Source organism: Mycolicibacter virginiensis (assembly GCF_022374935.2).
Taxonomy (GTDB): domain Bacteria; phylum Actinomycetota; class Actinomycetes; order Mycobacteriales; family Mycobacteriaceae; genus Mycobacterium; species Mycobacterium virginiense.
Genome location: NZ_CP092430.2, coordinates 741,023 through 766,216, shown reverse-complemented (window position 1 = coordinate 766,216; position 25,194 = coordinate 741,023). Strand labels below are relative to the sequence as shown.

The 25,194-nt window shown below is 67.9% G+C and carries 27 protein-coding genes, 3 tRNA genes and 1 pseudogene; 12 read left to right on the top strand and 19 right to left on the bottom strand.

Features of this window, described 5'->3' with window-relative positions; genetic code table 11:
- Positions 1 to 915 carry an ROK family protein gene (locus MJO54_RS03780; RefSeq protein ID WP_065152807.1) on the bottom strand — a complete coding sequence of 305 codons (915 nt, stop codon included), beginning with the start codon at positions 913 to 915 and terminating at the stop codon, positions 1 to 3.
- On the bottom strand, positions 915 to 5,081 hold the full coding sequence (locus MJO54_RS03775; RefSeq protein WP_065152806.1) for a glycoside hydrolase family 38 N-terminal domain-containing protein: 4,167 nt from the start codon (positions 5,079 to 5,081) through the stop codon (positions 915 to 917). Before MJO54_RS03775 ends, MJO54_RS03780 begins: the two co-directional genes overlap by 1 nt.
- Positions 5,082 to 5,184: 103 nt before the next feature.
- Here MJO54_RS03775 and MJO54_RS03770 point away from each other — a divergent pair.
- The 6 genes and pseudogenes from MJO54_RS03770 (at position 5,185) to MJO54_RS03745 (ending at position 10,656) form a co-directional block, all read left to right on the top strand.
- A pseudogene (locus MJO54_RS03770) lies at positions 5,185 to 5,707 on the top strand (DinB family protein).
- A 2-nt stretch (positions 5,708 to 5,709) separates the two neighbouring features.
- The gene (locus MJO54_RS03765) at positions 5,710 to 6,312 is read left to right on the top strand and encodes a DinB family protein (protein ID WP_046285416.1); all 603 of its coding nucleotides are present in this window, start codon (positions 5,710 to 5,712) and stop codon (positions 6,310 to 6,312) included.
- A gap of 50 nt (positions 6,313 to 6,362) precedes the next feature.
- Complete coding sequence (locus tag MJO54_RS03760) at positions 6,363 to 7,715, top strand: ABC1 kinase family protein (protein WP_240175677.1); 1,353 nt, start codon at positions 6,363 to 6,365, stop codon at positions 7,713 to 7,715.
- Between the two features lie 5 nt (positions 7,716 to 7,720).
- Entirely contained in the window at positions 7,721 to 8,626 is a 906-nt protein-coding gene (locus tag MJO54_RS03755; protein WP_046285421.1) for an alpha/beta fold hydrolase, read from the top strand.
- A 118-nt stretch (positions 8,627 to 8,744) separates the two neighbouring features.
- Positions 8,745 to 9,608, top strand: coding sequence for a cyclopropane mycolic acid synthase family methyltransferase (locus MJO54_RS03750; protein ID WP_046285414.1), 864 nt, complete (start codon positions 8,745 to 8,747; stop codon positions 9,606 to 9,608).
- A gap of 157 nt (positions 9,609 to 9,765) precedes the next feature.
- Positions 9,766 to 10,656 (top strand): cyclopropane mycolic acid synthase family methyltransferase, encoded by an 891-nt coding sequence (locus MJO54_RS03745; RefSeq protein ID WP_046285413.1) that lies wholly within the window; start codon positions 9,766 to 9,768, stop codon positions 10,654 to 10,656.
- A gap of 77 nt (positions 10,657 to 10,733) precedes the next feature.
- Here MJO54_RS03745 and rplA read toward each other — a convergent pair whose 3' ends face one another.
- The 11 genes from rplA to MJO54_RS03690 form a co-directional block, all read right to left on the bottom strand.
- Positions 10,734 to 11,441 (bottom strand): 50S ribosomal protein L1, encoded by a 708-nt coding sequence (gene rplA, locus MJO54_RS03740; protein WP_024440985.1) that lies wholly within the window; start codon positions 11,439 to 11,441, stop codon positions 10,734 to 10,736.
- A gap of 157 nt (positions 11,442 to 11,598) precedes the next feature.
- Positions 11,599 to 12,027 carry a 50S ribosomal protein L11 gene (gene rplK, locus MJO54_RS03735; RefSeq protein ID WP_046285412.1) on the bottom strand — a complete coding sequence of 143 codons (429 nt, stop codon included), beginning with the start codon at positions 12,025 to 12,027 and terminating at the stop codon, positions 11,599 to 11,601.
- A 25-nt stretch (positions 12,028 to 12,052) separates the two neighbouring features.
- A complete protein-coding gene (nusG, locus tag MJO54_RS03730) occupies positions 12,053 to 12,865 on the bottom strand; it encodes a transcription termination/antitermination protein NusG (protein WP_046285411.1) in 813 nt (270 codons plus the stop codon).
- Positions 12,866 to 12,888: 23 nt separating this feature from the next.
- Positions 12,889 to 13,341, bottom strand: a complete 453-nt coding sequence (gene secE / locus MJO54_RS03725) for a preprotein translocase subunit SecE (protein ID WP_064888164.1) — start codon at positions 13,339 to 13,341, stop codon at positions 12,889 to 12,891.
- Positions 13,342 to 13,418: 77 nt separating this feature from the next.
- A tRNA-Trp gene (locus MJO54_RS03720) sits at positions 13,419 to 13,491 on the bottom strand.
- 159 nt (positions 13,492 to 13,650) lie between these two features.
- A complete protein-coding gene (hadC, locus tag MJO54_RS03715) occupies positions 13,651 to 14,151 on the bottom strand; it encodes a (3R)-hydroxyacyl-ACP dehydratase subunit HadC (protein ID WP_046285409.1) in 501 nt (166 codons plus the stop codon).
- Positions 14,152 to 14,165: 14 nt separating this feature from the next.
- The gene (gene hadB / locus MJO54_RS03710; protein WP_046285408.1) at positions 14,166 to 14,594 is read right to left on the bottom strand and encodes a (3R)-hydroxyacyl-ACP dehydratase subunit HadB; all 429 of its coding nucleotides are present in this window, start codon (positions 14,592 to 14,594) and stop codon (positions 14,166 to 14,168) included.
- Entirely contained in the window at positions 14,581 to 15,057 is a 477-nt protein-coding gene (gene hadA / locus MJO54_RS03705) for a (3R)-hydroxyacyl-ACP dehydratase subunit HadA (RefSeq protein WP_064888162.1), read from the bottom strand. Before hadA ends, hadB begins: the two co-directional genes overlap by 14 nt.
- Positions 15,058 to 15,069: 12 nt before the next feature.
- Complete coding sequence (gene rpmG, locus MJO54_RS03700) at positions 15,070 to 15,237, bottom strand: 50S ribosomal protein L33 (RefSeq protein ID WP_024440978.1); 168 nt, start codon at positions 15,235 to 15,237, stop codon at positions 15,070 to 15,072.
- Between the two features lie 37 nt (positions 15,238 to 15,274).
- Positions 15,275 to 15,348, bottom strand: a tRNA-Met gene (locus tag MJO54_RS03695).
- A 39-nt stretch (positions 15,349 to 15,387) separates the two neighbouring features.
- A tRNA-Thr gene (locus MJO54_RS03690) sits at positions 15,388 to 15,460 on the bottom strand.
- A gap of 217 nt (positions 15,461 to 15,677) precedes the next feature.
- On the opposite strand from MJO54_RS03690, the gene MJO54_RS03685 reads away from it, so the two are divergent.
- Positions 15,678 to 16,394: an MBL fold metallo-hydrolase gene (locus MJO54_RS03685; RefSeq protein WP_064888160.1), complete on the top strand. Its 717-nt coding sequence runs from the start codon at positions 15,678 to 15,680 to the stop codon at positions 16,392 to 16,394.
- Between the two features lie 11 nt (positions 16,395 to 16,405).
- Entirely contained in the window at positions 16,406 to 17,239 is an 834-nt protein-coding gene (locus MJO54_RS03680) for a DUF8453 domain-containing protein (RefSeq protein ID WP_046285405.1), read from the top strand.
- A gap of 34 nt (positions 17,240 to 17,273) precedes the next feature.
- Here the strand turns inward: MJO54_RS03680 and MJO54_RS03675 are convergent, their stop codons facing one another.
- The 3 genes from MJO54_RS03675 to MJO54_RS03665 are packed head-to-tail and all read right to left on the bottom strand — an operon-like array spanning position 17,274 to position 19,259.
- The gene (locus MJO54_RS03675) at positions 17,274 to 18,338 is read right to left on the bottom strand and encodes a patatin-like phospholipase family protein (protein WP_064888158.1); all 1,065 of its coding nucleotides are present in this window, start codon (positions 18,336 to 18,338) and stop codon (positions 17,274 to 17,276) included.
- Between the two features lie 10 nt (positions 18,339 to 18,348).
- Positions 18,349 to 18,798 carry a cyanase gene (cynS, locus tag MJO54_RS03670; RefSeq protein ID WP_464515771.1) on the bottom strand — a complete coding sequence of 150 codons (450 nt, stop codon included), beginning with the start codon at positions 18,796 to 18,798 and terminating at the stop codon, positions 18,349 to 18,351.
- A gap of 23 nt (positions 18,799 to 18,821) precedes the next feature.
- On the bottom strand, positions 18,822 to 19,259 hold the full coding sequence (locus MJO54_RS03665; protein WP_240175676.1) for an SRPBCC family protein: 438 nt from the start codon (positions 19,257 to 19,259) through the stop codon (positions 18,822 to 18,824).
- A gap of 44 nt (positions 19,260 to 19,303) precedes the next feature.
- On the opposite strand from MJO54_RS03665, the gene MJO54_RS03660 reads away from it, so the two are divergent.
- The 4 genes from MJO54_RS03660 to MJO54_RS03645 are packed head-to-tail and all read left to right on the top strand — an operon-like array spanning position 19,304 to position 21,847.
- Positions 19,304 to 19,816, top strand: a complete 513-nt coding sequence (locus MJO54_RS03660) for a redoxin domain-containing protein (RefSeq protein WP_234783289.1) — start codon at positions 19,304 to 19,306, stop codon at positions 19,814 to 19,816.
- A complete protein-coding gene (locus MJO54_RS03655) occupies positions 19,813 to 20,673 on the top strand; it encodes a cytochrome c biogenesis CcdA family protein (protein WP_065152460.1) in 861 nt (286 codons plus the stop codon). Before MJO54_RS03660 ends, MJO54_RS03655 begins: the two co-directional genes overlap by 4 nt.
- 48 nt (positions 20,674 to 20,721) lie before the next feature.
- Positions 20,722 to 21,237 (top strand): hypothetical protein, encoded by a 516-nt coding sequence (locus MJO54_RS03650; protein WP_046285399.1) that lies wholly within the window; start codon positions 20,722 to 20,724, stop codon positions 21,235 to 21,237.
- Positions 21,230 to 21,847 (top strand): RES family NAD+ phosphorylase, encoded by a 618-nt coding sequence (locus MJO54_RS03645; protein WP_240175675.1) that lies wholly within the window; start codon positions 21,230 to 21,232, stop codon positions 21,845 to 21,847. The genes MJO54_RS03650 and MJO54_RS03645 overlap by 8 nt, the downstream gene beginning before the upstream one ends.
- A 290-nt stretch (positions 21,848 to 22,137) precedes the next feature.
- Here the strand turns inward: MJO54_RS03645 and MJO54_RS03640 are convergent, their stop codons facing one another.
- The 3 genes from MJO54_RS03640 to MJO54_RS03630 are packed head-to-tail and all read right to left on the bottom strand — an operon-like array spanning position 22,138 to position 25,176.
- Positions 22,138 to 22,896 (bottom strand): class I SAM-dependent methyltransferase, encoded by a 759-nt coding sequence (locus MJO54_RS03640; protein ID WP_046286268.1) that lies wholly within the window; start codon positions 22,894 to 22,896, stop codon positions 22,138 to 22,140.
- A complete protein-coding gene (locus tag MJO54_RS03635) occupies positions 22,889 to 24,013 on the bottom strand; it encodes a 6-phosphofructokinase (RefSeq protein WP_240175674.1) in 1,125 nt (374 codons plus the stop codon). The genes MJO54_RS03640 and MJO54_RS03635 overlap by 8 nt, the downstream gene beginning before the upstream one ends.
- Positions 24,010 to 25,176 carry a zinc-binding dehydrogenase gene (locus tag MJO54_RS03630; RefSeq protein WP_240175673.1) on the bottom strand — a complete coding sequence of 389 codons (1,167 nt, stop codon included), beginning with the start codon at positions 25,174 to 25,176 and terminating at the stop codon, positions 24,010 to 24,012. Before MJO54_RS03630 ends, MJO54_RS03635 begins: the two co-directional genes overlap by 4 nt.
- Positions 25,177 to 25,194: the final 18 nt, after the last annotated feature.

Below are 25,194 nucleotides of genomic sequence, written 5' to 3'. Positions count from 1 at the left end.
TCAGGCCAGGGTGGCCAGCACGGCCGCCCCCACCAGCCCGGCGTCGCCGCCGAGTTCGGCGGGCACCACCTGCAGGCCGACCAGGAAGTCCAACCCGGCACGCTCGGCCAGCGCGGCCCGCAACGGGCCGAACAACAAGGCACCGGAGCGGGCGACTCCCCCGCCGATCACCACCAGATCCAGGTCGCACACCGCCGCCACCGAGGTGATCATCACCGCCAGCGCGTCGGTGCCACGCCGAAAAGCCCGCAGCGCCACGGGGTCACCGGCGTCGGCGGCTGCGGCCAGCGCCTTGGCGTCTGCTGAAGATGCTTCCGGCGTCCAACCGTTAGCCAGCGCCCAGCGCACCATCGCCGGGCCGGAGGCGATGGTCTCCACGCAGCCGCGGCCACCGCAGCGGCACCGCTCGCCGTCGGGATCGACGATGACGTGCCCGACGTGGCCCGCGTTGCCGGTACGGCCGTGCAACGGGGCGCCGTCGACCACCAAACCGCCGCCCACGCCGGTGGAGACCACCATGCCCAGCATGGATCGGGTGCCGCGCCCGGCGCCGTGCAGGTATTCGCCGAGCGCCATACAGACGCCGTCACCGCCCAATCGGACCGGAACCCCGGGCACCGCGGCGGCCACCCGGTCCCGCAGCGCGAATCCGCGCCAGCCCGCGATGTTGACCGGGCTGACCGTTCCGGCGTTGACGTCGATCGGTCCGGCCGAGCCGATGCCCACGGCGGCCACCCGCCCACCGGCCCGTTCCAGGGCGTTCTCAATCAGCTCGGCCGCCACCGCCCACACCACCTCGGTGCCCTGGTCCGCCCGGGTGGGCAGGGTGGCAGCGTAGGTCAGGGAGCCGTCCGGATCGACCAGGCCGGCGGCGATCTTGGTGCCACCGACATCCAGCGCGAGGACCGCGGCCATCAGTCGACACCCACCGTGACGGGCGCCAGTACCGCCAGTGGCACCGCGGTCGAATAGGCCAGCGCACCCGCTCCGCCCACCCGGACCAGCGCCCACCAGCTTCCCGGTGTCGCCCACACCGGCGGGGCGACATCGAAGCTCAGCTCCACCTGGCCACCAGCCGGCACCACCGCACCCCGCGCCGGCGGCCCGGCCCAGTCCCAGGTGCCCCAGGGGCTGATCAGGTGGGCCTCGACCGCCAGGTCGGCATGCGCGTCGGTGCCGACCAGGACGGTCAGCCGGGCAGAGCGTCCGGCGGTGACTTCGACCGCGGACGGGTCGTCCACATACAGCAGCCGGTCGGAGCCCGGATCGCCGACGCGCACCACCGCCACGTCTTCGACCGGCTGACGCCAAGCCCGCGGCGCGTCACCGCAGAGATCGAGTCGAACGCGCAGCGGATAGAGCCCCGGAGCAGCGTCGGCGGGAACCGTCACCGGCACCGGGATGCGCACGTGCTCCCCAGCCGCCAATCGCACCGGTTGTTCAGCCGGCGCAACCACCCAGCCGGCCGGGCACTGCCACGTCACCGCACCGGACAGGGTCGCGTCGACGCAGTCACTGGCCACAGTCAGCTCCAGGTTCAGCAGTGCGCCCGGGTCCGCGTCGACTCGGTGCGGGTGCAGCGCCGGGGTCACCGGCAGACCGCCCAGCGGCGCCGGCCCGCGATTGTGCAGCCAATAGCGGGCGTAGAGCGGTTGGGCAGCCTCGGATTCGGGCCCCAATGACCCAGCGGCGCGCACGTTTTCGACATCGAGGCGAGCGGTCACGGTGGCGATCTCGTAGCCGTGCAGCCGGTCCGGCGCGGGGTGCTCGCACGGCTGCTCCAGCAGGTCGGCCCGCCCTAACACGGTCACCGGGCCCAGGTCGCTACGCAGTGTGACAGCGGCGTCGGCGCCTCGGGCCTCGACCAAACGCAGCGTGACGGTGTTCGGGTCGACGGGCTGCACGCTGCCGCGCGCCATCGGGTTGCCGGCCGCCTTGAGCGCTCCCAGACCCACCCCCTCGGCGGGGTCGATGCGCAGCAGCGAGCCGCGCGCCGGGAGCCGACCTTCACCCCCGGTCACCGCCACGGCCCGCAGCGGGTCGGCGAATTCGGCACTGCGCTCGGGCATCGCCACCTGCCGCCAGTCGCCGTCGCCGGCCACCAGCGCGTAGTCGAAGGTGTGCGTCCAGTGCTGCAGCTGAAAGGCGCTGCCGTCGGGCGCGGTGCGGCGCGGGTCGTCTTCCCAGGCCGCCGACGGCCAGCTGGTGCAGGATCGCAGCAGGGCGGTGTGCAGCGTGCCCGCGGAGTCCACCGCGAAGCTGGGCATGCCGCGGTTGATGAGTGCGACGGTGCGCGCCTCGAAGGGCGCCATCTCGGCGCGCACGTCCTGCTCCACCATGATCTCGGCGGCGGCCAGGTCGTCGGCCACCCGGGCGATCTCGGCCACCAAGGTGTCGTCGTCGCGGCCGGCGATCACCAGCACCGGCAGGGCGCGCGGGCCGGTGAGGTCCGCCCCGGGCACCCAGGCCTCGGTGAGGGGTTTTTCGGCCGGCACCCACACCCGGGCCCGGCCGTGCCGGTCGAGCTGGCGTCGCAGCTCGGTGGTGTAGGCCGGCTCGGCGGCTTCCAGCACGGCCCGGGTGAAGGCGTTGCGGTCCGGCCCGCCCAGCGCTATTCGGGTGTCGGGCAGGTTGGAGTCGACGTCGAGGTTGCCGTAACGCGGTCCGGCGGCGTCCGAACAGGTGGCGGTGACCCCGGCCCGCACCAGCGCGACCATCAACTCGCGTGCCGGCACGCCGGCGGTAACCACCTCGGCCACCGAGACCGCCCGGCTGCTGTCGCCGACGCTGACCCGCGCGGTGGCCGACAGCCCGAACCAGCGGTTGGCGGGCGTATCGAGGGTCCGCGGGTGCTGTGCGGTGTCCACCGAACGTCCGCTGGGCTCGTGCAGCAGGCCGAAGCCGCGGCCGATGACGGCGTCGGCCACCTCCGCGACCGGCAGCGCGCCGGGCACCGGGCAGGGCCAGCGCAGCCGCAGCAGGTGGTCGGCGCCGGTGAACTCATCGATGGTGGTGGAGCAGTCCACCCGGTCGATGCCGCGCCACAGCGTCAGGGTCTGGGTGTAGGTCAGCACGTTGCGGATCCGTCCGGACACCACCAGCCGCTCCCCCAGCGGTCCGCGGTAGGCCTGCACCGTCACGTCGCGCGCGACCGCGGAGGTGAACAGGTTGCCGCTGGGCACCAGATGCCACGGCCCCTCACCGGACTGCGGGTGCCGCGGGTATTCGTCGTAGACGGCGAGCTGATTGCCGAGGCCCCCTTCGATGATCATTTCGCGGCCTTGGTGGCGCCACGAGGTGATACCACCGCCGCGATCCGGATCCGCGGACAGCTGGTGGCGCTCGTTGCTGATGCGGGTGCCGGCCACCGGTTGCCAGCCGTCGGCGTCCGCGGTGGGCGTAAGCCGGTAGGCCTGCCAGCCCAGCGACGGCACGCTGCGGGCCAGCCAGCTGACGGTGCTGCCGCCGTCTTCGACGTGGGCAGGCAGTTCGGTGCCGTCGGGGGCGACCACGCGCGCCCCGCCCGACAGCGGCGTCTCTAGGTGCACGGTGACGATGTCGGTGCGGTCGCGCGCCGTCGGATTCCACACCACTGCACTGTCGCCTGGGCCGGTATCGACCAGACCCGACAGCACCGTCAGCGCGTTGTCGCGGATGTCGGCGCCCAGTTGCCAGGCGTCGCGCCAGCCGGTCAGCAGGTCCAGATAGACCTGGTCGGCTTCCGAGCCGGTGATGGCGTCGTGGTGGGCGCCGTAGGACAGTTGCGCCCAGGCCTTGGCCAGTGCCGCCTCCGGATAGTCCACGCCCGTGAGGGCCGCGGCGAACACCGCAAAACGCTCGGCGCCCAGGACCGCCTGCTCGGCGGCCCGGTTGGCCTGCTTGGTGTCGATATAGGAGACATGGCAGCCGGTATAGATCGGGTTCATGTCCCGGGTCTGCGGAGACGGGAACGCGCCGCGTTGGTCCAGTTCGGCGCGCACTGCGGCGAAGAACTCGCTCGGCACGGCGCAGACGAACTTCGGCCAGGTGTAGCGGGCGTTCCAGTCCCGGTGGATCTTGGTGATCCAGCGGTTCGGCGGGGTGAAGTCGGTGCCCACCGGCAGCAGCACGTTGCGGGTGGCGGCGACCTTCTTCATCTCGGTGAACAACCGGTAGACGTCGTCCTCGGCGGCGGTCAGGGTCGTGTTCGCATCCATCCACCAGCCGGCCGCGTAGTGCGCGGGCATGTAGTGGGTCAGCAGGCCGCGCCCGGACGGCGCGATCCATTCGAACTCGGAGGCGAACTGCATGCGGCGCGGATCGCCCCGATCGGCCATCGGACCCCACTGATGAAAGGGCCCGCGCGCCCAGGCGCTGGAGGACAGTCCGGCGTCGGCGACCAGCCCGGGGAACTGCGGATCGTGCCCGAACACGTCGAGCTGCCAGGCCGTGGCCGGTGCGGCACCCATGATGTCGCGCTGAAAGCCGATCCCGGCCACCAGGTTGCGGATCGTGGTCTCGGCGTCGGTGAGATTGGTCGACGGCTCGTTGTAGGTGCCGCCCACCACCTCGACCCGGCCTTGGGCGATCAGCCGGCGCAGCTCGGCCCGGTCCTGCGGGTGGGTGTCCCAATACGGTTTGAGGTAGTCGACTTCGGCCAGGACGAACTTGTACTCGGGGTTGTCGCGGGCCCAGTCCAGGTGGCCGCGCACCAGATCGAAGCCGTTGGTCTGCCGGCACGCGCCGAGCGGGCTCTCGGTCCACACGCTGGTGTAGTTGGCCTGGGTGTTCCACCACACCGGGTCGTAGTGGAAGTGGCCGATCATGAACATCGTCCAACCGGGTTCGGCGACGGTGAACGTGAAGCTGCTGCCGTTGACCTGGGCGGCCCGTTGTTGCCCCGGCACCGGGTCGTCGACGATCACCGGCACCTCGACGACACCGCTTCCGGGCTCGGCTAGGGCCTCACCGGCCAGCCCGTCGCCGTCGATCCGCAGCGGGGTCACCACCTCGGCGTCGCGGTAGTCGACCCGGACCAGCTGCACGGGCGCTTCAGCCGGCCCGACGAACTTCTCGGTCGATTCGACGTCGAGGATCCGCATGACACAAACCTACGGATGCGCGCCCGCCGAGCGGAGCCTTTCGACGACCGGCGGCATTCGGTGCGCGTGGCCAAATGTCGGACGCGGCTGGCAGGCTCGGGTCATGCCCGCCTGGAGTGACTTGCTGGCCGACCAGCTCGACTGGCACTGGACGAACCAACTGCGACCGCGCCTGGACGGCCTCACCGACGACGAGTACCTGTGGGAGCCGGTGGCCGGCTGCTGGTCGGTGCGCCGCGGCGGCATCGACTTCGCCTTCCCGGCACCCGAGCCGGCGCCGTTCACCACCATCGCCTGGCGGATGGCGCACGTGATCATCGGCGTGTTCGCCATGCGCAACCACCACCATTTCGGCGGGCCACCGGCCGACTACGACTTGGCCCTACGCCCTCGACGCCGCCACCGCGCTGCGCCAGCTCGATGACGCCTACGCGGGCTGGATCGCCGGGGTGCGTGGCCTCGATGAGTCCGCGTTGGCCCGGCCCATCGGTGCGGCGGAGGGGCCGTGGGCCGAGCGCACCATGGCGGAGCTGGTCTTGCACATCCACCGTGAAGCCATCCATCACGGAGCAGAAATCGCCTGCCTGCGCGATCTGTACGCGCACCGACCCGATCGAAAGGACTGACCATGCCCGGACTTGCCCCGCCGGTGACCGACGAACGCGACGCGCTGCGCGAATTTGTGGCCTACCACCAAAGCGCCTACTTCGCGGTGGCCTACGGCCTCACCGATGAGCAGGCCCGGGCCACCCCGACGGCCAGCGCCTTGTCGATCGGTGCGCTGATCAAACACGCCACCGGGATGCAACACACCTGGATGTCCCGGGTCGCCGCCGCACCGGCCGCGCCGCCCGCGGACAGCCGGCCGGGCGAGGAGCGGGCCCGCGAATATCAGGACCAGTACGTACTGCGGCAGGACGAAACCCTGGCCGGCGCATTGGAGGCGTTCGCGGCGCAGAACGCCGAGACGCTGCGCCTGTTGGAGTCCGCCGACCTCGACGCCGCGGTGCCGGTGCCGCGCGACGCACCGTGGTTCCCCACCGACGTCGACGCGTGGACGGTGCGCTGGGTGTTCCACCACCTGATCAACGAGCTCGCCCGGCATGCCGGGCACGCCGACATCATCCGGGAAAGCATCGACGGCGCCACCATGTACGAACTGATCGCCGGGTTCGAGGGCGCCGAGCCGACCGCATGGCTGACGCCCTGGCGACCGGGCGCCACGGCGTAAGGCGGTGCGCTGGCGGAGAACTTCCGCCGGTGATTTGGCAGACTGCAGCAATGAGTTCGACCCCACCCCGCCAGGTGGCCCAGCTGGACCGGGTGCCGTTGCCGGTTGAGGCGGCCCGCATCGGCGCAACGGGCTGGCAGCTCACCCGCGCCGCCACCCGCGTCTTCACCCGGTTGCTCGGGCCCGGGCCGATCCAGCAGAAGGTGATCCGCGAGCTGCCGCAGACGTTCGCCGACCTGGGCCCCACCTACGTCAAGTTCGGCCAGATCATCGCCTCGAGCCCCGGCGCGTTCGGCGAACTGCTGTCTCGGGAGTTCCGCGGCCTGCTCGACTCCGTGCCGCCGGCCGACCCGGCCGAGGTACATGCCCTTTTTGTCGAGGAACTGGGCGCCGAACCGCAGGAGCTGTTCGCGAAGTTCGACGAGACCCCGATCGCGTCGGCCTCGATCGCCCAGGTGCACTTCGCCACCCTGCACAGCGGCGAGGAGGTCGTGGTCAAGATCCAGCGGCCCGGCATCCGCCGACGGGTCGCGGCCGACCTGCAGATCCTCAAACGCTTCGCCCAGCTGGTGGAGCTGGCCAAGTTGGGCCGGCGACTGTCGGCCGGTGATGTGGTCGCCGACTTCGCCGACAACCTCGCCGAGGAGCTGGACTTCCGTATCGAGGGCCAGTCGATGCAGACCTGGGTGTCGCACCTGCATGCCTCCCCGCTCGGCCGCAACATCAAGGTGCCCGACGTGCACTGGGACTTCACCAGCGAGCGGGTGCTGACGATGGAGCGCGTGGCGGGCATCCGCATCGACGACGCCCCCGCCATCCGCAAGGCCGGGTTCGACGGCGTGGAGCTGGTCAAGGCGCTGCTGTTCTCCACCTTCGAGGGCGGGCTGCGGCACGGGTTGTTCCACGGCGACCTGCACGCCGGCAATCTGCTGGTCGATGACGAGGGCCGGGTGGTGTTCCTGGACTTCGGGATCATGGGCCGCATCGACCCCCGCACCCGGTGGCTGCTGCGCGAGCTGGTCTACGCACTGCTGGTCAAGAAGGACCACGCCGCGGCCGGCAAGATCGTGGTGCTGATGGGCGCGGTGGGCACCGTCAAACCCGAGGGCCAGGCCGCCAAGGACCTCGAGGCGTTCGCCACCCCGCTGACGATGAAATCGCTGGGCGACATGTCCTACGCCGAGATCGGCAAGCAGCTCGGAGCGCTGGCCGATGCCTACGACGTCAAGCTGCCGCGCGAGCTGGTGCTCATCGGCAAGCAGTTCCTCTATGTCGAGCGCTACATGAAACTGCTGGCGCCACGCTGGCAGATGATGTCCGACCCACAGCTGACCGGTTACTTCGCCAACTTCATGGTCGACGTCAGCCGCGAGCACAAAGACAACGACGACCCGGGAGTCTGACCGTGGTGGAGATGCGCAGCGGCACCGCCCGCTCGGGCGATCTGGAGATCTTCTACGAAGACCTGGGCAACCCCGAGGATCCGCCGGTACTGCTGGTGATGGGTCTGGGCGCTCAGCTGCTGCTGTGGCGCACCGGGTTCTGCGAGAAGCTGGTCGCCCAGGGCCTGCGGGTGATCCGCTACGACAACCGCGACGTCGGGTTGTCCAGCAAGCTGGGCCGCGAACATGCCCGTGGCGCATTGGTCCCCCGGATGGCGCGATTCTGGCTGGGCAAACCCAGCCCGGCCGTCTACACGCTCGAGGACATGGCCGACGACGCCGCTGCCCTGCTGGATCACCTGGGGATCGAACAGGCGCACGTGGTCGGCGCATCCATGGGCGGAATGATCGCGCAGGTGTTCGCCGCACGGTTCGCGCCCCGCACCCGTTCGCTGGCCGTCATCTTCTCCAGCAACAACCGGCGGTTCCTTCCCCCGCCGGCACCGCGCGCACTGATGGCGCTGCTGACCGGTCCGTCACCGAACTCCCCCCGCGACGTCATCATCGACAACGCGGTGCGGGCCAGCCGGATCATCGGCAGTCCGCGCTACCCGGCACCGGAAGACCAACTTCGGGCCAACATCATCGAGGCCTACGAACGCAGCTACTACCCGTGGGGCATCGCCCGGCAGTTCGGCGCCATCCTGGCCAGCGGCAGCCTGGCCGCCTATGACCGATTGATCACCGCACCGACTGTGGTCATCCACGGTCTGGCCGACAAGCTGATGCGCCCCTCGGGAGGCAAGGCAGTCGCCGACGCCATCGATCGCGCCCGGCTGGTGCTGTTCGAGGGCATGGGCCACGACCTACCCGAAGAGCTGTGGGATCCGGTGATCAGCGAGCTGACCACGACATTTGCCGCCGCCCGGTAACCCCGCTCGATGGCCACTCAGTGGTCAAAACCACACCGAAGTGCTCATGACAGACGAGCAACGGTAGTCTATGCACACTCTCCCCCCCATTTTGAGAAGATCGCGAGTGAACTGAGCCATGCCCAAGCTGGAACCGAAGTACGAGGAACTGCAGTCGATCTACGACATCTCTAATGAGTTCTACGAGCTGTTCCTAGGTCCGACGATGGGCTACACCTGCGGGTTCTACCCGGACAAGGACACCACCTGCGACGAGGCGCAGATCGCCAAGTTCGACCTGGCGCTGGGCAAGCTGGGCCTGGAGCCCGGCATGACGCTGCTCGACATCGGCTGCGGTTGGGGTGCCTGCATGCAGCGCGCCCTGGAGAAGTACGACGTCAACGTCATCGGGCTCACCCTCAGTGGCGAGCAGCGCCAGTACGCCATCGACAAGCTGTCCAAGGTGGACACCAACCGCAACATCGAGGTGCGCCTGCAGGGCTGGGAGGAGTTCACCGACAAGGTGGACCGGATCGTGTCGATCGGCGCGTTCGAGCACTTCGGCCGCGACCGCTGGGCGGACTTCTTCGACATCACCTACAACGCGCTGCCCGCCGACGGCCGGATGCTGCTGCACACGATCACCGCGATCAGCGGTCAGGACGAGGCGCAGGCCAAGGGCATTCCGATGACCATGTCGCTGGCCAAGTTCACGCTGTTCATCATGCGGGAGATCTTCCCCGGCGGACAGCTTCCGTCGGCGTGGTTGCCGCGCAAGTACGCCGCCGACGCCGGTTTCACCGTGACCCGGGACGACGAGATCGGGCCGCACTACGCCCGCACCCTTCAGGACTGGGCGGCGATGTTGGCGGCAAACAAGGAGCGGGCGATCGAGGTGCAGGGCCAGGAGGCCTACGACCGCTTCGACAAGTACCTCAACGGGTGCGTGGAACTGTTCCGCAACGGAAACACCAGCGTCCACCAGTACACGCTGCAGAAATAGTCGGGATCGGCCTGCCGCGGGTTCCGGCTTGGCTACATTTCACGTCAACCGATTCACCCCCGACCCGCTAAGCTGCAACAGTTGACCGGCACGGAACGACAAGGCGGTTATCACGGCCGGTCACAGCGGGTTTCATCAGGAAGGCAACCAGTCACAGATGGTGGACAAATCGACCCGGACCGCAGACATGCGCCCGAAATTCGAAAACATCCAGGCCCACTACGACCTGTCCGATGACTTCTTCGCGCTGTTCCAGGACCCGACCCGGATGTACAGCTGTGCGTACTTCGAGCCGCCGGACGCCAGCTTGGAAGAAGCCCAGATCGCCAAGCTCGACCTGAACCTGGACAAGCTGGACCTGCGCCCGGGGATGACGCTGCTCGACATCGGTTGCGGCTGGGGTGCGACCATGAAGCGCGCCGTCGAGAAGTACGACGTCAACGTCATCGGCCTGACCCTGTCGAAGAATCAGCACGCCTACTCGCAGAGCCTGCTGGACGACATCGACACGGACCGGTCACGGCGGGTCCTGCTGCAGGGCTGGGAGCAGTTCGACGAGCCGGTGGACCGGATCGTCTCGATCGAGGCGTTCGAGCACTTCGGTTTCGAGAATTACGACAGCTTCTTCAAGAACAGCTACGACATCATGCCGGCCGACGGCCGGATGACGATCCAGAGCAGTGTGAGCTTCCACCCCTACGAGCTCAACGCGCGGGGCAAGAAGCTGACGTTCGAGACCGCGCGGTTCATCAAGTTCATCCTGACCGAGATCTTCCCGGGCGGTCGGCTGCCCACCACCAACATGATGGTGGAGCACGGCGAGAAGGCCGGTTTCACTGTGCCCGAGGCGCTTTCGCTGCGGCCGCATTACATCAAGACGCTCAGGATCTGGGGCGACGCACTGGAGGCCCACCACGCCGAAGCGGTCGCCATCCAGTCCGAAGAGGTCTACGAGCGCTACATGAAGTACCTGCGCGGCTGCGAGTACTACTTCACCGATGAGTCGCTGGACGTCAGCCTGGTGACCTACGCCAAGCAAGCGCCCTAGCCGCTTCCACCGGCTCAAGAAGCCACACGGAAAAGCCCCCGCCACGCCGAAGCGTGCGGGGGCTTTTTCGTGGAGTCTTACTCAGCCGCGAAGTTGCGGGTGACGGCCGGGTCCACCGGGATGCCGGGGCCGGTGGTCGTCGAGATGGTGACCTTCTTGAGGTAACGGCCCTTGGACGACGACGGCTTGAGCCGCAGCACCTCGTCGAGGGCGGCGCCGTAGTTCTCCGCCAGCTTTGCCTCTTCGAACGACGCCTTGCCGATGACGAAGTGCAGGTTGGCCTGCTTGTCGACACGGAAGTTGATCTTGCCGCCCTTGATGTCGGAGACGGCCTTGGCGACGTCGGGGGTGACGGTGCCGGTCTTCGGGTTGGGCATCAGACCACGCGGGCCCAGCACGCGGGCGATGCGCCCGACCTTGGCCATCTGGTCCGGGGTGGCGATCGCGGCGTCGAAGTCTAGAAACCCACCCTGGATCTTCTCGATCAGGTCGTCGCTGCCGACCACGTCAGCGCCGGCGGCGATGGCCTGCTCGGCCTTCTCACCGACCGCGAACACCGCCACCCGGGCGGTCTTACCGGTGCCGTGCGGCAGGTTGACGGTGCCGCGGACCATCTGGTCGGCCTTACGGGGGTCAACACCGAGCCGGATGGCGACCTCGACGGTGGCGTCCTGCTTGGTCGAGGACGTCTCCTTGGCGAGTTTGGCCGCCTGCAACGGAGTGTAGAGGTTGTCACGGTCCACCTTCTCGGCGGCGGCGCGGTAGGCCTTGCTGGTCTTGCTCATTGGTTATCCAATCTCAAATGGTTGGTTGTGGTTGACGGGCCGAAGCTGGCCCTCCCACGTACTTGCTTCTCGTCGAATGAGCCCTTCGCACTCCTGCGCTGGGCCTCGTTACTCGGCCCGCTTCGTCGTGCTCAGGTCTATTCGACGAGGGGTGCTACTACTCGACGGTGATGCCCATGGAGCGGGCGGTACCGGCGATGATCTTGGCGCCGGCCTCGATGTCGTTGGCGTTGAGGTCGGCCTTCTTGGTCTCGGCGATCTCGCGCACCTGGTCCCAGGTCACCTTGGCGACCTTGGTCTTGTGCGGCTCAGCCGAGCCCTTGGCGATACCGGCGGCCTTCAGCAGCATCCGTGCCGCGGGCGGAGTCTTGAGCGCAAAGGTGAAGCTGCGGTCCTCGTAGACGGTGATCTCCACGGGGATGACGTTGCCGCGCTGGCCTTCCGTCGCGGCGTTGTACGCCTTGCAGAACTCCATGATGTTCACGCCGTGCTGACCAAGCGCGGGTCCGACCGGCGGCGCGGGGTTGGCCTCGCCAGCCTTGATCTGAAGCTTGATCAGCCCGGCGACCTTCTTCTTCGGGGCCATGAGAGGGTGTTTCCTTTCCTACGTACTAAATCTTGGAGACCTGGTTAAAGGCCAGTTCGACTGGTGTCTCGCGACCGAAGATGGACACCAGCACCTTGAGCTTCTGCTGCTCGGCGTTGACCTCGCTGATCGAGGCGGGCAGCGTGGCGAACGGGCCGTCCATGACGGTGACCGACTCGCCAACCTCGTAATCGACCTCGATGACCGGCCGTTCCAGACCGCCTTCAACGGCGCCGCCGGCGGCCGCGCCGGCCGCCGTGCCACGCGCCTGCTTCTTCGCCGCACCCTGCGGCAGCAGGAACTTGACCACGTCGTCCAGCGGCAGCGAGGTGGGGCGCGAGGTGGCGCCGACGAATCCGGTAACGCCCGGCGTGTTACGCACCGCGGACCAGGAGTCGTCGGTCAGGTCCATCCGAACCAGGATGTAGCCCGGCAGCACCTTGCGGTTGACCTGCTTGCGCTGGCCGTTCTTGATCTCGGTGACCTCTTCGGTGGGCACTTCCACCTGGAAGATGTAGTCGCCGACGTCGAGGTTCTGCACGCGGGTCTCGAGGTTGGCTTTCACCTTGTTCTCGTACCCCGCGTAGGAGTGGATGACGTACCAGTCGCCCGGCTTGGAGCGCAGCTCGGCTTTCAGCGCCACCGCGGGGTCGAGTTCCTCGGCCGGCTCATCCTGGGCCGCCTCGGGGGCGTCGGAGGCGTCGGAGCCCTCAGGGGCCTCGGAGTCCTCAGGGGCCTCAGCCTCGGCGGACTCGGTGGCCTCCACCGCGGAGTCCTCAGCGGCCTCCGTCACGTCGACCGGCTCGCCCGCGGGCGTGTCGCCGTCGAAGGTAGTCACGGTTGTCAGTCCTTCCTATAACTTCACTCGCCGAACACCAGCAGCACCAGCCGAGCGAATCCGAAGTCTGCCCCGGCGACCAATGCCACCATGAAGACCAGGAACGCCAGCACCACCGCGGTGTAGGTGACCATCTGCTTGCGGTTCGGCCAGATCACCTTGCGAAGTTCGCCGACGACCTGCTTGAGGAAGTTCAATACGAAGACGAACGGGTTGCGGGAAGGCCCTTCGGCCTTCTTCTTCGCCTTCTTCTTGGCCTTCTCGGCATCCGCGGCGTCTTCCGCGTCCAATTCGGTAGCCGTGGACTCCACGTCGTCGCCGCCGCCACCGGCACCACGCCGCCGCGAACGCTTGCCGGTGGGCCGCAGCGGGTCGCCGACCTGCCTGCTCACCACGGCCGTGCGACTGCTGCTGCCGGATTCGGCATCGCTATCGCCGTCGGCTGCGGCGTCGGGACGGTCGAGCTCGTCGGTCACCGCATGCTCCTTCGTTGTTCGCGCTTACCTCATTGCCGTACCGCGCATGGTGTCCAGTGTCCACCATGGCACGTCAGCAGGGGCGACAGGACTTGAACCTGCAACCTGCGGTTTTGGAGACCGCTGCTCTGCCAGTTGAGCTACGCCCCTTCGCGGTTGGCGTACCAACCTGCGGGTTCGGAAGCCTTACCCGTGCGCCGTCTCCGGCTCACACAATTCGCGCGCCCCCCGTTCGCCTCACGGAAAGCGCGCTAATGCTGGGAAAACCCCGAAGTCCGAGTGTACCTCGCCGCCCGGGCCAGTTACTAATCAGGCTGTTCGGACGACCTGACCGGATTCGGCATCCCACCGGAGGTTGACCGAGTCGTCCCCGTCGTGGCCCATCATCGTGGTGAACGCCTCCAGCACGGTGTCACCGTCCTGGTTGGTCACGATGTTGCGGGTTGTGACGATGTCAGCGCCGAAACGCTCATTGACCGAGGCGATCTCCATCCGGGCGTAAAGCTTGTCGCCGGCCTTGATCGGCTTGAGGAATTTGAAGCCCTGATCGACCTGGACCATCTGCATGGTCGTGTAGCCGGTGTCGACGTGGCGGAAGAAGTCGGACTGCACCAGCTTCGCCAGGATGGCCACGAAGGTCGGCGGCGCCACCAGTGCGTCGTAGCCCAGCTTGGCGGCTTCGGCCTCGTCGTAACAGGCCGGGTCCTCAGCCTTTACCGATCGCGCGAACTCGCGGATCTTTTCGCGGCCCACCACAAACGACTCCGGGTACCGCCAGATCATCCCCCTGATGTCAGTTTTGATCGCCATCGCTGCGCTTTCCCCTAAGCCAGCTTGGCCGAAGCGACCGCCCGCCCGAAGATCTTCTTGCCACCGGTGGTGGCGGTGAGCGCGATGGTCACCGTCTTCGATTCGGGGTCTACCGACTTCACCCGACCACTGAAGGTGATCTCAGCGCCCTTACCGTCGTTGGGCACCGGCACCACGGAGGTGAAACGCACGTTGTACTCGGTCACCGCGCCCGGGTCCCCCACCCACGACGTGACGTAGCCGCCGCCGAGGCCCATGGTCAGCATGCCGTGAGCGATAGCGGTGTCCAGGCCCACCTGCTGGGCGATCTCGTCGTCCCAGTGGATCGGGTTCAGGTCGCCGGAGACGCCGGCGTAGTTGACCAGATCCTGTCGCGACAACGGAATGGCCCGCTCGGGCAGCTGATCGCCGACCTTGACCGAACTGAACTCACGCAACGCCATCGGTGAAACCCTTATCTCCATCGCCGGCGCGACCCGCCAGCGTCGTAAACGTCTTTTGCACGATCTCACCGGCGTGATTGGTGACGACCTGCTTGGTCATGATGATGTCAGTACCGTGCGCACGGCGGATCGACTCCACCGATATGTCGCAGTAGAGCCGGTCGCCCTCTTTGATCGGCTGATGAAATTCCAGCTTCTGGTCGACCTGGACGATCTGGGCGTCAGAGACCTCGACACCGCAGTATTCGAAGAAACCCGAAATCGCCATGTGCCCGAAAACCGAGATATAGGTCAGCGGGGCAACCAGGCCGTCATAGCCAAGATCGGCGGCCGCCCGCAGGTCAAAACTAGCCGGATCCGCCGCTTTGACCGCGCGCGCGTACTCGCGGATCTTCTCCCGGTCTACTTCGTAGAAGTCGGGATAGCGATACTGCGCCCCGGCCAGACGGTCTGCCAACGACACGGCTCGGCCTACTTAGCGAGATTCGCGGTGCGACTCGTGCTTGCCGCAGTTGGGGCAGAATTTCTTCAGCTCCAGCCGGTCGGGGTCGTTACGGCGGTTCTTCTTGGTGATGTAGTTGCGGTGCTTGCACACCTCACAGGCCAAGGTGATCTTCGGCCGCACATCAGTACTGGAGGCCACGTCTGTCGTCCTTCTTCACATGTCGTATTGCTTGCAGTAGCGGTGGGGAGGCTCGATCTCCCGACCTCACGATTATGAGTCGTGCGCTCTAACCAGCTGAGCTACACCGCCCCGATCGGCGCTAGTCGGCGCACCGACTGGCGTCCACCGAGCCCCCTAACGGAATCGAACCGTTGACCTTTTCCTTACCATGGAAACGCTCTGCCGACTGAGCTAAGGGGGCCTTCGCCTACAGCGACCCTTTCCGGTGCTGCAAGCCTGTAGAAGGTTACAACCTTGGCCACGAGGTCACCAAACCGCGACGACAGACGCTGGCCAGACCCCGTTGGCGTAGTGGGAACTTTTCGGCGCCGACCTGTCCCCCGCAAGCGGGAGGTACCCCCAGCGCCCGGCTTCGCCGCGCTCGCGATCGCGATCGCAGCTGCCTTAGGCTGGAGGGCGTGCCCGAATCCGACCGGCTGTATTTCCGCCAGCTGCTCTCCGGACGCGATTTCGCGGCCGGTGACCCGATGGCCGCCCAGATGCGCAACTTCGCCTACCTGATCGGCGACCGGCAGACCGGCGACGCCGTCGTGGTCGACCCGGCTTACGCCGCCGGCGATCTGCTCGACACGCTCGAGGCCGACGGTATGCACCTGTCCGGCGTCCTGGTCACCCACCACCACCCCGATCACGTCGGCGGCAGGATGATGGGCTTCGAACTCAAGGGCCTGGCCGAACTGCTGGAACGGGCCAGCGTTCCGGTACACGTGAATACCCATGAAGCACAGTGGGTTTCGCGGGTGACCGAGATTCCGATGTCGGATCTGACCGCGCACGAACATGGCGACAAGGTGAGCATCGGCGACATCGAGATCGAGCTGCTGCACACGCCCGGACACACCCCGGGCAGCCAGTGTTTCCTGCTGGACGGTCGGCTGGTTGCCGGCGACACCTTGTTCCTGGAAGGCTGCGGCCGCACCGACTTCCCGGGCGGCGACTCCGATGAGATGTATCGCAGCCTGCAGCAGTTGGCGGCCCTGCCGGGCGACCCGACGGTATTCCCCGGCCACTGGTATTCGGCCGACCCGAGCGCGGCACTTTCCGAGGTGAAGCGATCCAACTACGTATTCAGCGCCGGAAGCCTGGACCGGTGGCGCATGCTGATGGGCGGATGAGGGGATAGCTGATGGGATCAGTTGAGGACCGCTTGTACAACGTCGCGCATGCGGGCGCGGACACCTGGCTGGCCTGGGCCGCCTGGCTGGCCATCGCTATCACCGTGCTGGCGCTGTTCTATTTGAACCGTCAACTGCAGCGCAACCGCCGGTTGGCCGCCGAGCAGACCCGCCCGCACGTGGCGATGTTCATGGAGCCGCACGCCGCCGATTGGCACGTCATCGAGCTGGTGGTCCGTAACTTCGGCAAGACCGCCGCCTACGACATCCGGTTCGCGTTCGACCAGCCCCCGACGGTGGCCCGCTACGAAACCGCCTCGGACGGCTATGCCGACGTCGTCGCGCTGCAACTGCCCGAAGAACTGACCGTGCTGGCGCCGAACCAGGAATGGCGAACGGTGTGGGATTCGGCGATCGACCGGGCCGAGCTCGGTGAGGGCATCGAGTCACGGTTCACCGGGACGGTCAGCTACGCCGATAGCCCCGACGAGCCCAAGGGCTGGTTCGGGCGGCGGGGCAAGCAACCCCGGTACGAGAACAAGGTGGTCCTCGACTGGGGTGACCTGCCCCCGGTGCGGCGGGTCGAGTTGATGACGACACACGACCTGGCCAAGCGCGAGAAGCAGAAGCTGGAGCTGCTGCGCAGTCTGCTCAGCTACTTCCACTACGCCAGCAAAGAGACCCGCCCGGACGTGTTCCGCGGCGAGATCGAGCGGATCAACGGCGCGGCCCGCGAGATCCAGGACCGCCTTCGTGGTCGCGAGCAGCTGGAGGCGGCCGGCAACACCGACATCACGGTGCGGCTCGGCGACCCCAGCGCGGAGTTGGGCAAGCATCGCAGCTGAGCCCAGCTGAGCCTGAAGCTGGAACCGCCGGGCATCAGTCGCTACCGGCGGTGTCCTTGGTTGCGCCCACGCTGGGGTAGTGCGACGCCCGGAACCGCCGTAGGTAGGCCGGCCAGTCCCAGCTCGACAGAAACTCGCTCGCCGCGGCGTAACCGTTCTCGTAGAGCTTCTCCAACCGATCCCGGGAGATGTCGAAGTCCAGCACGCTGACATCGGTGGAGTTGACCTTGATGGCCCGCACACTGACCCACGGCTGGTTCAGGTAGGTCTGGTCGTGGCCGACCAACATGGTGCTGATCAGGTTCTCCAGCAGCAGCGATTGCCCGAACAGGCGCAGCGGCCGTAGCACCGGAACCATGGCACCGATACCGTCGGATATCTCCGGGACCACGGTGACCCCGAACGTGGGCCACAGCGGTGCTCGGCCGTCGAGCCGGTCGAAGGTGTAGATCGGGAAGTTCGACAGCACCCCGCCGTCGACCAGGGTGGAGCGCAGCCCGGCGGCGCTGGTCAGCGTCACCGGCCGGTAGAAGAACGGGACGGCCATCGAGGCGCGCACCGCATCGGCGACGGACTGCTCGTCGGGATCGAGCCCGTACACCCGCCGGTAGTCCCACGGCAGCCGAACCAGCTGCCCGGTCGTCACGTCAGTCACGGTGACCACGGCGCGGTAGCGCCGCTCGGGCAAAAGGTTCTCGGCGTGATAGCCCAGATCTCCCCAGGTGCGCACCCCGAGATTCGCCAGTTCGCTGCGGATCCAATCGTGGGCGACGTCGCCGCGATACAGGGCGCTGTCGCGCAGGAACCCCCACACCGGCCCGACCAACGGGAGGGGCCCCGCGTCGCGCCAGGTATGCAGCGGCACCGACAGCGCCAGGTCTTTGACCTGCGCCGCGGTCAGCTGGTCGCCCTGGGCGGCGGCAGCAAGAATCGTGCCCACCACCGAGCCGCCGGACACCCCGGAGATGCGCTGTACCGAGTAGCCGGCGTCCATCAGAGCGACCACCGCTCCCACCAGCCCGACGAAGCGCACTCCCCCGCCGGACAGCACCAGGTCGGCGGTCAGCGGGTGGGTGTCGCGGGCTGGACGGGTGGCCATCGACTGGCGCTCAGTCCGCTGAATTCCATTCGTAGGGAAGGAATTTACCGTCGAAGGTGATCACCACTCGGTCGCCTCCCGGATGGGGCTTGCGCTCGATGTCCATGCTGAAGTTGATCGCGCTCATGATGCCGTCGCCGAACTGCTCGTGAATCAGCTCTTTGATCGCCGGGCCGTACACGCCCACCGCCTCATAAAGCCGGTAGATGGTCGGGTCGGTGGGCGGCCCAGTGAGCCCGCCGCGCATCGGTACCGCGGCCAGTACCGGCACCACCTCCGGGTCCAGTCCGAGCAGGCTCGCGAGGATCTTGCCCGATTCGGCGGGAATGGGATGTGAGCCCAGCAGTGCCGAGGTGGTCCACACGACCGGCTTGTCGATTGCGTCGGCCAATTCCTGCCACGTCAGTCCCTTGGCGAGGCGGGCGGCGATGATCTGCTCGGTGATCTGGCTTCGGTTCATGGCTTCCAGCATGCCTGCCTCGCTCACTGTTCGAAATAGCGACGCAGGTTGTCCCACATCGCGGCGTGGGAGCTGCCGCCGTCGCGCAGCACGGTCTTCATCAACACCCTTGGGGCACTGATGTCGACCAGTTCGTGCAGTCTGGTGCCGCCGGCATGCGGGCGAACCGTCATGGTCGACCACATCTCGATGCTGGGCCGCTGCAGGGTGTGGGTGCGGATTTCGCCGGGCGCGCTTTTGCGCAGGTCCACCCGGCAGGTGAACCGGATCGGTATTCCGCAGAGGCGCATGCGATGCGGGGCCAGGTATCGGGTGACGCCGTCGGCGCCGCCGGGGATCTGCCGCACGTCCACCAGCATCGGGTGCAGGGCTTCGTAATTGACCAGATCGGCCAGAAACGCCGCAACGGTTTCGGGCGGCGCAGCGATGTCGGCGGTGTGCTCCAGGCGTCCGCGTGCCATGGCAGCACCTTAGCCCCGCAGGTTGCGGTGGCATACTCGCCGGTATGCCGCGAGACAAGGCCTTTGGGCGTCGCCAATCGGCCGTACTGCTCATGGCTGTGGCGGCGATAGCCGTACTGCTCTTCGGCTGCGGATCGCAAACCCGGGCCGAGAACACCCAACTTGATTTCGCCGCTCAAACGCTCGACGGCCGACCGTTTTCCGGCGCAAGCCTGGTCGGCCGACCGGCCGTGTTGTGGTTCTGGGCGCCCTGGTGTCCGCTCTGCCAGCGGGATGCACCGATGGTTGCTCGACTGGCCGCCGCACATCCCAAAGTGACGTTCGTCGGCGTGGGCGCGCAGGACCGGCTCGACGCGTTGCGGGCCTTCGTCGACAGGTACGGCGTCGACGAGTTCACCGAGTTGGCCGACACCGACGCCGCGGTGTGGGCGCGGTTCGGGGTGACGCGACAACCGGCGTACGCCTTCATCAGGCCGGACGGCCGGATCGAGGTGGTGACGGGGTCGCTGGCCGAAGCCGAGCTGAACCGGCGGCTGCAGGTCCTGACGGGTTCGTGATCGACACCGCCGCACTCAGCTTTGCCCTGGGGGCCGGGCTGGTGGCGGCGCTGAACCCGTGTGGATTCGCGTTTCTCCCCGGCTATCTGGGTCTGGTGATCGCCACCAGCCGAGACACCTCACGGCCGGTCGCACTGGCCCGGGCAGCGCTGGCGACCCTGGTGATGGCCACCGGATTCCTGACGGTGTTCGGGATCTTCGGATTGGCCGTCTCGCCGTTGATCGCTTCGGCGCAGAAGTATCTGCCGTTCGCCACCGTGGTGATCGGCATGGCACTGCTGGCGATGGGCGTCTGGCTGTTGGCCGGCCGCGAGGTCCCACTGCTGCTGCCAGGTACAGCGGGTGGGACGCCCACGGCGCGGCTGGGCTCGATGTACGGCTACGGCGTCGGCTACGCCGTGGCGTCACTGTCCTGCACGATCGCGCCGTTCCTGGCGGTGATCAGCACGACGTTTCGGCAGGGTTCGATGTTGGCCGGGGTGTTGGCGTTCATCGCCTACGCGGCAGGTATGAGCATCACCGTCGGCGTTGCGGCGCTGGCGGTGGCCGTGGCGGGTTCTAGCGCCAGCTCCGCGATGCGGCGGGTGCTGCCATATGTGGGACGCATCGCCGGGCTGATCGTGTTGCTGACCGGGTTGTACGTCAGCTACTACGGCTACTACGAAATCCGCTTGTACTTCGCCGGGGGCGATGCCGATGATCCGGTGGTCGGTACGGCGGGCGCGGTGCAGTCCTGGCTGGCCGATCAGGTCGACGCCCTGGGGGTTTGGCCGCTGCTGGGGGTGATCGTCGCGCTGGTGGCCGGCGCACTGGGCTGGCGAGCGCTGCGACGCCGACACCGGCCCACCACCGGATGATTGTTTCGATTGTTTCAATCTTGAGCAGCGGCGGGTAGTATTGGGCGCATGCCCACCGCCGTCGCCCCGATCGCCCGTCAGGTCGCCGAACGCGCCCGCACCGACGCCGGGTTCGCCCTCGTCCTCGACGCGCTGCTGGAGGCGCCCACCGCCCCCCAGGGCACCTTGGAGCGCATCGCCGCCCACGCATTGAACGATCAGCGTCGCGCCGCCCTCGTCGACGACTTCGTCGCCGGGGCGCTGCCCACCCCGAAGGTTCAAGACCTGCTGCGGCTGGGCACACCGCAGGCGGTGCACCGGTTGCGCAGCCGAGGCAAGCTGATCGGCGCGGCCATCGGCAACCAGACCTGGTTCCCGGCTTGGCAATTCGACGACGCCCGGCTGCGCCCCGAGCTGCCCGACATCTTGGAGCTGCTGGGCCGGTTCACCACCGACCCGTTGGCTGCGGACCGCATCATGCGGCTCACTCATGACGAACTGGGCGGCGTCTCGATCGCCGAGGCGCTGCGCCACAGCGAGACCGCGCCGGCCGCGCGTCGACTGCTGACCTCACTCGGTGCCTGAACTCCCCGCCGGCTATCGGGCGCCCCTGCCCGATGCCCGGCCCAGCGGGCTGCGCCGCCGACGGATCGCCGCCGGCTCACAGCTGTGGCGCCTCGATGCCGAGCCTCCCGACCAGTGGACGTGGGGCGGTTTCGGCCAACCGCGCTATCGCTTCGATCCGCCGTCGGGTGGGTTCCGTACCCGTTACGCGGCAACCGATCTCGTCGGCGCGTTCCGGGAACGCTACCGACTGACCGGGCTGATGATCCCCGGCGATCACGCCCGCCACCACCTGGTGCGACTCTCCGCCGCCCGACACCTGCGGGTGCTCGATCTGCGCACCGAGCGCAACCTGGATGCGCTCGGCGTCGACGACCAGATCAGCACCGGCCAGCACGACGCGGTGTGGGCCACCTGCCAACACCTGGCAGATGCCCTGCGGCGCTGGTGGCCCGAGCCCGACGAGTGCCCGGACGCGATCGTCTACCGCTCACGCACCACCCCGGAGACGTCGGTCAACTATGCGTTCTTCGACGTCGGGGCATTCACGGTCGAGTGCTGGCCGCTCGCGGAGCGCCCGGATGTGACCGCGGATCTGGTGCTGCGGCACGGGTTTACCGTCGCGTATTGAGCCCGAGAGCGCACTGCCCCACCCAGTCACAGGCCCGCCTGCCACAGACCCACCCGTCACAGGCCCGCCTGCCCACAGACCCACCTGTCACAGCACGGATGATGTGGGCGTGTGCCCGCCTCTGAGCGACAACGCCGGTTATGTCAACTCGCGTTGCGCTCGCCGAGGCGCGATTCTCCACCAGCACCCCGCCACGGCCTGACATAACGCCGCTTGTCGCTCAGAGGCGGGCACACGCCACATCCCCGCTCCCGCGTGACGCCTGAGGCGGACGTGACCGAGCCCGACGCTCAGCCCGGCTTCGTCGCGGTGACCAGCCGGGTCGAAGTCCACGGCCCGCCGTACCACATTCGCCAGCCCAGGTTGCGCCATGTCACGTCGGGCCAACCCATTTCACGCAGTTGGGCGGCGTGGTGGCGGATCTCCCACAGGTCGGCGATGGCCAACCGGCCTCCGGGCCGCAGCACCCGGGCCGCCTCCGCCAGCGCACGCCGGCGGCCCTCGCGAGACCCGATGTTGTGGATCGCCAGGTTGGACACCACCACCTCGACGCTGGCGTCGGCCAGCGGCAGCGCAGTCATGTCGCCGGTGCGCACCTCGATCCGGTCGGCGACGCCTTCCAGGGCGGCGTTGGCCCGGGTGGCATCAGCCGAGTTGTCGGTCTGATCGGCCTGCCACAGGTCGACCCCGATCGCCCGGCCGTCGGGCAGCCGCTTGGCCGCGGCGCACAACACCGCACCTCGACCGCATCCCATGTCGAGCACGGTTTCGTCGCCGCGCAGCCGCAGCCCATCGAGGACGTCGTCCCACACCTTGAACTTGCCGGCCCGCGTCGCATGCCAATACAGTCCGACCTGGGTCAGGACGGCGACGTCGAGGACCAACGCCGCTGCGCCGGCCCACAGTGGACCGCGGGCCAGGGCGATGCCGCCGTAGATCGCCAGCGCGGCGCACCCGACCGCCAAAGCGGCGAGCTGCCCGCCCAGCGGCACCCGGTGAAACGACCCGTCGATGCCGTAGTCGCCGCGATGGCGTGGCGCCTCAGTCATCGTGCAGGCTCTCGTCGCCGAACCTGATCCCGAGATCGCGCGCGGTCTCGATCGAATCACAGTCCACTGGAACGGTTTTCTGTCGGCGGGTAGCTTCGGCCAACGGCACGTAATCCACCGTCGGCGGGTTGAGCGCCACCATCACCCCGCTGCGCCCCTCGTCGAGGGCCCGCACCGCCGCAGCGCCGAACCGCAGCCCCAGCAGCCGGTCCACCGACGACGGCGAACCGCCACGTAACAGGTGCCCGAGCACCACGGCACGCGACTCGCGCCCGGTGAGCGCCTCGAGTTCAGCGGCAACCTTGGCGCCCACACCGCCCAGACGTTCGGCCTGACCCACCGCCTTGCCCGCCACGGTGAGCTCTCCGCCCACCGGCTTGGCGCCTTCGGCCACGCAGACAATGGAATACGTTGAACCACGTTGCGCGCGTTCGTTGATCAGCTCGGCCACCGGCTCGAGCCGATACGGGATCTCCGGAAGCAAGATGGCGTGCACCCCGGACGCCAGCCCGGCATGCAGCGCGATCCAGCCGGCGTAGCGGCCCATCACCTCCACCACGATGATCCGGCTGTGCGAGGTCGCGGTGGGAAACAACCGATCGATGCACTCGGAGGCGAAATCGACCGCACTGTCGAAACCGAACGTCGCCGCGGTGCCCTCCAGGTCGTTGTCGATGGTCTTGGGCACCCCGACCAGCCGCAGCCCAGCCTGGTGCAGGTGGTGTCCGATCGCCAGGGACCCGTCGCCGCCGATGGTGATCAACGCATCGATCTCGTGCTCTGCGAAGCGCTCGAGCAACTCGTCGGTGCGGTCCTGTTCGCTCCAGCTGCCGTCGGGCTGCTGCACCGGGTAGGCGATCGGGTTGCCGCGGTTGGTGCTGCCCAAGATGGTGCCGCCCTGGTGGATGATGCCGCGCACCCGGTTACGGGTCAGCTCGATCAATCCGCCATCGGGATAGTCGTCGCCGAGCAGCAGCCCGTTGTAGCCGTCGCGGATCCCGACCACGTCCCAGCCTCGTCGTCGGGCGGCCAGGGTGGCGGCGTAGACGACGGCGTTGAGGCCTGGCGCGTCACCGCCACCAGTGCTGATCGCGATGCGCTTGATGCCCGCCGTCACCGTTGGACCTCCAGCACCGGGCTTTTGGGATCGATCAGAACCTTGGCGTGCCGGGCCGGGTCCGCCAGCGCGTCGAACGCGTTCGCCACCCCGCCCAGTCCGACGGTGCCGGTGATCAACGGCGAGACGTCGACCTTGCCCTCGGCGATCATGTGCAGGGTGTCTCGGAATTCCATTGGTGTGTATCCCAATACGAACCGCAGGTCGGTTTCCTTGTTGATCGCGATCGCCGGCCGGATCGCGTCGGTTCCCATGCAGACGCCGACCACGACCACCCGGGAGAACAGAGGCGCGCCGGCGATAATGCCGTCGATGACACCGGGCACCCCCACACACTCGAAGATCACCGGGCGGTTGGGTGTGGCGGCGCCGACGGCTTCGGCGGCCCGCCAGACATGCCACCAGGGCAACCGTGCCTTGTACAGCTTTTCGACGGTGCCCACCGCCAAGCCCAGCGCATCCGGCGCCTTCTCCAGGTGGCCGTGGCCCGCGGCCGCGGCATAGGGCGAATCATGTGCCGGGTCGACGACGATGTCGGCGCCGCAGCGGCTGGCCAGCGCGCGGCGGCCGGGCGAGAAGTCACTGGCGATCACCGTGCGCACACCGCGGGCTTTGAGCATGCACACCACCGCCAGGCCGATCGGTCCGCAGCCGATCACGATCGCCACGTCGCGCTTGCGCACCTCGCCGCGTCGCACGGCATGCCAGGCGACCGCCATCGGTTCGGTGAGTGCGGCCGCGTCCACCGACAGGCCGTTGGGAATGGGCAGGGTCAGCGACTGCTCGACGAGCATCTGCTCGGCGTAGCCGCCCGGCGCCGATTCCGACAACCCGATCGCATGGACAGCGTCACCGCGCCGCAACAGCGGTAGTGCGACTACTCGGGTGCCGGGGCGCGGCGCCTTTCGAGTGCGGGGACCGTGGTCGAGTACTTCGCCGCAGACTTCGTGCCCGAGCACCACCTGCTGATCCGAGCGCATGAAGCCGTCGTATCCGGTCGCGGCCATGACATCGGCGACCTCGTCGCAGTGCTGGCGTGCGTGCAGATCAGATCCGCAGATACCGCACCGCAGCACGTCGATGAGGAGCTGGCCTCTGGCCGGGACGGGGGTAGGTAGTTCGACGAGCTCGAGTTCGCTGTTGCTGCAACTGACGGCTTTCACGGTTTCCAGCCTAACGAG